4 protein-coding genes are annotated in these 4,123 nt (G+C 68.3%); 2 read left to right on the plus strand and 2 right to left on the minus strand.

The window, feature by feature from the left end; all coding sequences use genetic code 11:
- Positions 1-64 precede the first annotated feature (64 nt).
- Together glp and DVDV_RS21455 are read right to left on the minus strand one after the other, a co-directional pair.
- Positions 65-1,300 (minus strand): gephyrin-like molybdotransferase Glp, encoded by a 1,236-nt coding sequence (gene glp, locus DVDV_RS21450; RefSeq protein WP_075356600.1) that lies wholly within the window; start codon positions 1,298-1,300, stop codon positions 65-67.
- Between the two features lie 7 nt (positions 1,301-1,307).
- A complete protein-coding gene (locus tag DVDV_RS21455; RefSeq protein ID WP_075356601.1) occupies positions 1,308-2,297 on the minus strand; it encodes a glucokinase in 990 nt (329 codons plus the stop codon).
- Between the two features lie 89 nt (positions 2,298-2,386).
- Between DVDV_RS21455 and DVDV_RS21460 the strand changes: the two genes are divergently transcribed.
- Complete coding sequence (locus tag DVDV_RS21460; RefSeq protein WP_075356602.1) at positions 2,387-3,013, plus strand: LysE family transporter; 627 nt, start codon at positions 2,387-2,389, stop codon at positions 3,011-3,013.
- A gap of 86 nt (positions 3,014-3,099) precedes the next feature.
- Positions 3,100-3,987 (plus strand): carbon-nitrogen hydrolase, encoded by an 888-nt coding sequence (locus DVDV_RS21465; protein ID WP_075356603.1) that lies wholly within the window; start codon positions 3,100-3,102, stop codon positions 3,985-3,987.
- Positions 3,988-4,123 lie beyond the last annotated feature (136 nt).

The following is a 4,123-nucleotide window of genomic DNA, read 5'->3' on the forward strand; positions in this document are numbered from 1 at the left end:
AGGGTCTGGCAGGCGCGCCCAGCCGCCGGAGGCATATCTTCCCTCTTCTCTCACACCCCCGGCGTCAGATCGGCCGCACCGCCACTTCGGTATTGCCGGCGAGGCCTTCGAGGTCGGCGGCGATGGTGATGAGGCCGTCGGCCATGAGCAGCGTTTTGAGCAGCCCGGACTTGCCGAGCACGGGATGGGCCAGGGGCAGTGCGTCGGAGCGGTATTCCAGGCGCACGCGCACGTGGTCTTCGCGGCCTTGTTTGGAGGCGATGTTGCGGGACAGGACGGCCGGGAAGGTGCGCGGAGTCCGGTCGAAGGCGGCCGGGTCGCCGCTTAAGTGGGCCAAAAGCGGCAGGGCGAAAATGAGGAGCACGACCTGGGCCGAGGTGACCTGTCCGGGCAGCCCGATGACCGGCTTGCCGTTGAGGGAGGCCAGGATGGTTGGTTTGCCGGGGCTGATGGCCACGCCGTGGGCCAGGATGTCGGCACCGAGATTTCGCAGGGCGTCGAGGGTGAAGTCGCGCGCGCCAACCGAGCTGCCGCCGGAGAGCAGGGTCAGGTCGTATCCGGCGGCGGCGTCGGCCAGGGCGGCCTGGATGCCGGCCAGATCGTCCGGGACCAGGGGAAAGGTGGTGGGAGCGGCCCCGGCCTGGCGCAGCATGGCGGCCAGGGTATGGCTGTTGACGTCGCGGATCTGGCCGGGCTTGGGCGTGGCCTCGGCCGGGACCAGCTCGTCGCCGGTGGAAAGCAGGGCCACGGTGGGAATTTTGCCGACCGGCACGCGGGTGATGCCGAGCGCCGCCAGCAGGCCGATCTCCTGGGGCCGCAGGCGTGTGCCCGGGGAAAGGACTGTCTGGCCGACGGCGGCGTCTTCGGCGGCCAGCATGATATTGTCGCCCGGAGCCACGGACCGGCGCATTTCGATGGCCCCGGCTCCCATGTCCTCGGTGTATTCGACCATGACCACGGCGTCGGCTCCGGCCGGCAGGAAGGCGCCGGTCACGATGCGGGCGCAGTGGCCGGCCGGCAGCGGCGCATCCGGGATGACGCCGATGGGGATGTCCATGGCCAGATCGAGGTAGCCGGGGTTGGATTCGGTTGCTCCGAAGACCTCGGCGGCGCGCACGGCATAGCCGTCCATGGCGGCGCGGCTGGCCGCGGGCAGGTCTTCGGCGGCGATGATGTCGGTGGCCAGGATGCGGGCGCAGGCGGCATCGAGGCTGACGGTTTCGCTTGGCAGGGTGGGAAACGTCCGCAGCAGATTGCGGAATTCGGCCGTGGACACGGCCCGGAAAAAGCCTTCGCGCATGGGGTATCTATCCTTTGGGCGGTTGGGAGACGAGGAGGTTTCGGGCGATGGCGGCCGCGCCGTAGAGGCCGACGTTTTCGTCGCGCACCAGCCGCACCGGGATGCGTTCCAGATAGGCCCCGTAGGTGGGCGAGGCGCGAAATTCCCGGGCGAATTCCGGATGATCGACGAGGAGCGGGTTTTTCGCGGCAACGCCGCCGCTTATGAACATCCCGCCGGTCGGCAGCATGGTCAGCGCGAAGTCGCGGGTGGCCCGGCCGTAGAAGCGGGCAAAAAAGGCGGTTGTCGGGCTGTCGGCGGCGAGCTGCTGGCTGATCTGGGCCGGGGTCAGGTCCTCGCCGGTGAGATATCGGTGCAGATGGGCCAGCCCGGAGCCGGAAAGGACGCTGTCGGCGCGCACGTAGGCCTCGCCCGTGGCCCGGGCCAGGAAATTGGCAAAGGCGGTTTCTTCGGGACCGAAAAAGGGGGCGGCGGTCTGGCCGGCTTCCGAGGGCAGGGCCAGGGTCGTCCCGTCGGCCAGGGGGATCAGGGCGGCATGGCCCAGGCCGGTGCCGGCTCCGATGACCGCCTGGATCCGGGTGGGGTCCATGTCGCCCGGCAGCACTGTTGCAGCGGTGTCGCCAAGGAGGCGGCAGCCGTGGGCCTGGGCCAGAAAATCGTTGACGCAGGCGCTTCGTTCCAGGCCGTGGGCGCGGCCCAGATCGGCCAGATCGAGGCTCCAGTCGATATTGGCGAAATGCACGGTGCGCCCGACCACGGCTCCGGGCACGGCAAAGGCGGCGGCCTGGGCCTGCTCGGGGGCCAGGTCGAACCCGGCGGCCGACAGGGCGTCCAACAGTTCGAGGAAGGAGCCGGCAGCCTGGGTGGGGAGCCGGATGTGCCGGCCAAGGGCGAGGGTGCCGTCGGGAGCCAGGGTGAAATGACCGAAACGGCTGGTCGTGCCGCCGATGTCGGCGGCCAGGATATGCCGCAGGGGCACGAAGGCCGTGGGGGGCATGGCTGGCTCCTTGATCATGGTCGCAGTTTCCGGCAGGTATCGGCTCGTGCCGGCGGCAGTGTAGCCGGGGCGCACAAGGAAACGCAAGCATGGCCGATGTCGCATCCGCCGCCCTGGCCGGGGCCGCCCTGGGCCTGTCCGCCGGCTTCGCCCCGGGACCGCTCCTGACGCTGGTCCTGTCCCAGACCCTGGCCCACGGGCCGCGCGAGGGCGTCAAGGTGGCCCTCGCCCCGATCCTGACCGATGCGCCCATCATCCTGGCCGCCTGGCTGGTGCTGTCGCGTTTTGCCGGCACGCCGGCCATCCTCGGCGTGGTGGCCCTGGCCGGGGCGCTGCTCCTTTGCCGCTATGGCTGGGACTGCTTCAAGGCCCCGCCGCCAAGCGCCGGCGACCCGCGCACCGCCCCGCGCTCGATTCTTCGCGGCGTGGCCGCCAATTTCGCCAACCCGCATCCGTACCTGTTCTGGGCCACGGTCGGCGTGCCGTTTCTTCTGGAAACGGCTGCGGCCGGGGCCTTTTGTGTGGTTCTCTTCCTGGCCGTGTTTTATGGTTGCATCATCGGGGCCAAGGTGCTGGCGGCGGTCCTGGCCGGCCGGTTTCGGCAATTCCTGTCCAGCCGGGCGTACCGCCTGTTTATGGCCGGGCTCGGGCTGTCGCTTTTTTATTTCGCCTTCGCTTTCGCCCGGCAGGGGCTTTCCCTCCTTGCCGGGGCCTGATCGGGCGTTGTCCTTTGGCAAAATCGCCCGTATCATTCCGTCCGGCGCAGCCCTGCGCCGCACCATATCCCAGACAAGGAGTCTCCATGGCCGCGCCTTTTACCATCGGCCTTATCCAGATGGCCCCGGAAAAAACCGTGGCCGCGTCGCTTGAAAAAGCCGCCGGCCGCATCGAAGCCGCGGCCAAGGCCGGGGCCAATGTGGTGTGTCTGCCCGAACTGTTTGCCACGCCGTATTTCTGCCGCACCCAGGACCACGACGCCTTCAATCTGGCCGAACCCATCCCCGGCCCCACCACCACGGCCATGGCCGAAGCGGCCAAGGCGGCCGGCGTGGTGGTCGTGGCTCCGCTCTTTGAACGGCGCGGTCCGGGCTGCTACCAGAATTCCCTGGCCGTGCTCGACCCGGACGGCAACCATGCCGGCGTCTACCGCAAAATGCATATTCCCCACGATCCGGGCTTTGAAGAGAAATTCTACTTCGCCCCCGGCGACCTGGGTTTCAAGACTTTCCAGACGCCCTTTGGCCCCATCGGCACGCTCATCTGCTGGGACCAGTGGTTTCCCGAAGCGGCCCGGGCCACGGCGCTCCTTGGCGCGTCGGTCATTTTCTATCCCACGGCCATCGGCTGGCATCCCAGCGAAAAAGCCGAATACGGCGAAACCCAGCGCGACTGCTGGATCACCATCCAGCGCAGCCACGCCATCGCCAACGGCCTCTACGTGGCCGCCGTCAACCGCGTGGGCACCGAAGGCTCGGGCGAAGGCTACGGCGAAACCCTGGAATTCTGGGGCTCGTCGTTCGTGGCCGACCCGTCAGGCCGGATCGTGGTCCAGGCCGGCATCACCGCCGAGGACATCCTGCTGGCCGAGATCAATCCCCAGACCATCGAAACCACCCGCCGCCACTGGCCCTTTCTGCGCGACCGCCGCATCGACGCCTACGCCGGGCTGGGCAAGTTGTACGGGGAGTAAGCGTTAGAGCGAAAGAAAAGAACAGAAAATCGGGGCGCTGCCCCGAACCCCGCCGGGGGGATGATCCCCCCGGACCCCTGCAAAGGGGATAAAAGGGGGTACGGGGAATGGCGGATGCCACCCCCTTTAAAAGTTT

Source organism: Desulfovibrio sp. DV (assembly GCF_001936595.1).
Lineage (GTDB): Bacteria > Desulfobacterota > Desulfovibrionia > Desulfovibrionales > Desulfovibrionaceae > Solidesulfovibrio.

What these genes read in the sequence shown, in the direction of transcription:
- glp (WP_075356600.1), bottom strand. Translation starts at nt 1,300, where the DNA reads ATGCGCGAAGGCTTTTTCCGGGCCGTGTCCACGGCCGAATTCCGCAAT.
- DVDV_RS21455 (WP_075356601.1), bottom strand. Translation starts at nt 2,297, where the DNA reads ATGCCCCCCACGGCCTTCGTGCCCCTGCGGCATATCCTGGCCGCCGAC.
- DVDV_RS21460 (WP_075356602.1), top strand. Translation starts at nt 2,387, where the DNA reads ATGGCCGATGTCGCATCCGCCGCCCTGGCCGGGGCCGCCCTGGGCCTG.
- DVDV_RS21465 (WP_075356603.1), top strand. Translation starts at nt 3,100, where the DNA reads ATGGCCGCGCCTTTTACCATCGGCCTTATCCAGATGGCCCCGGAAAAA.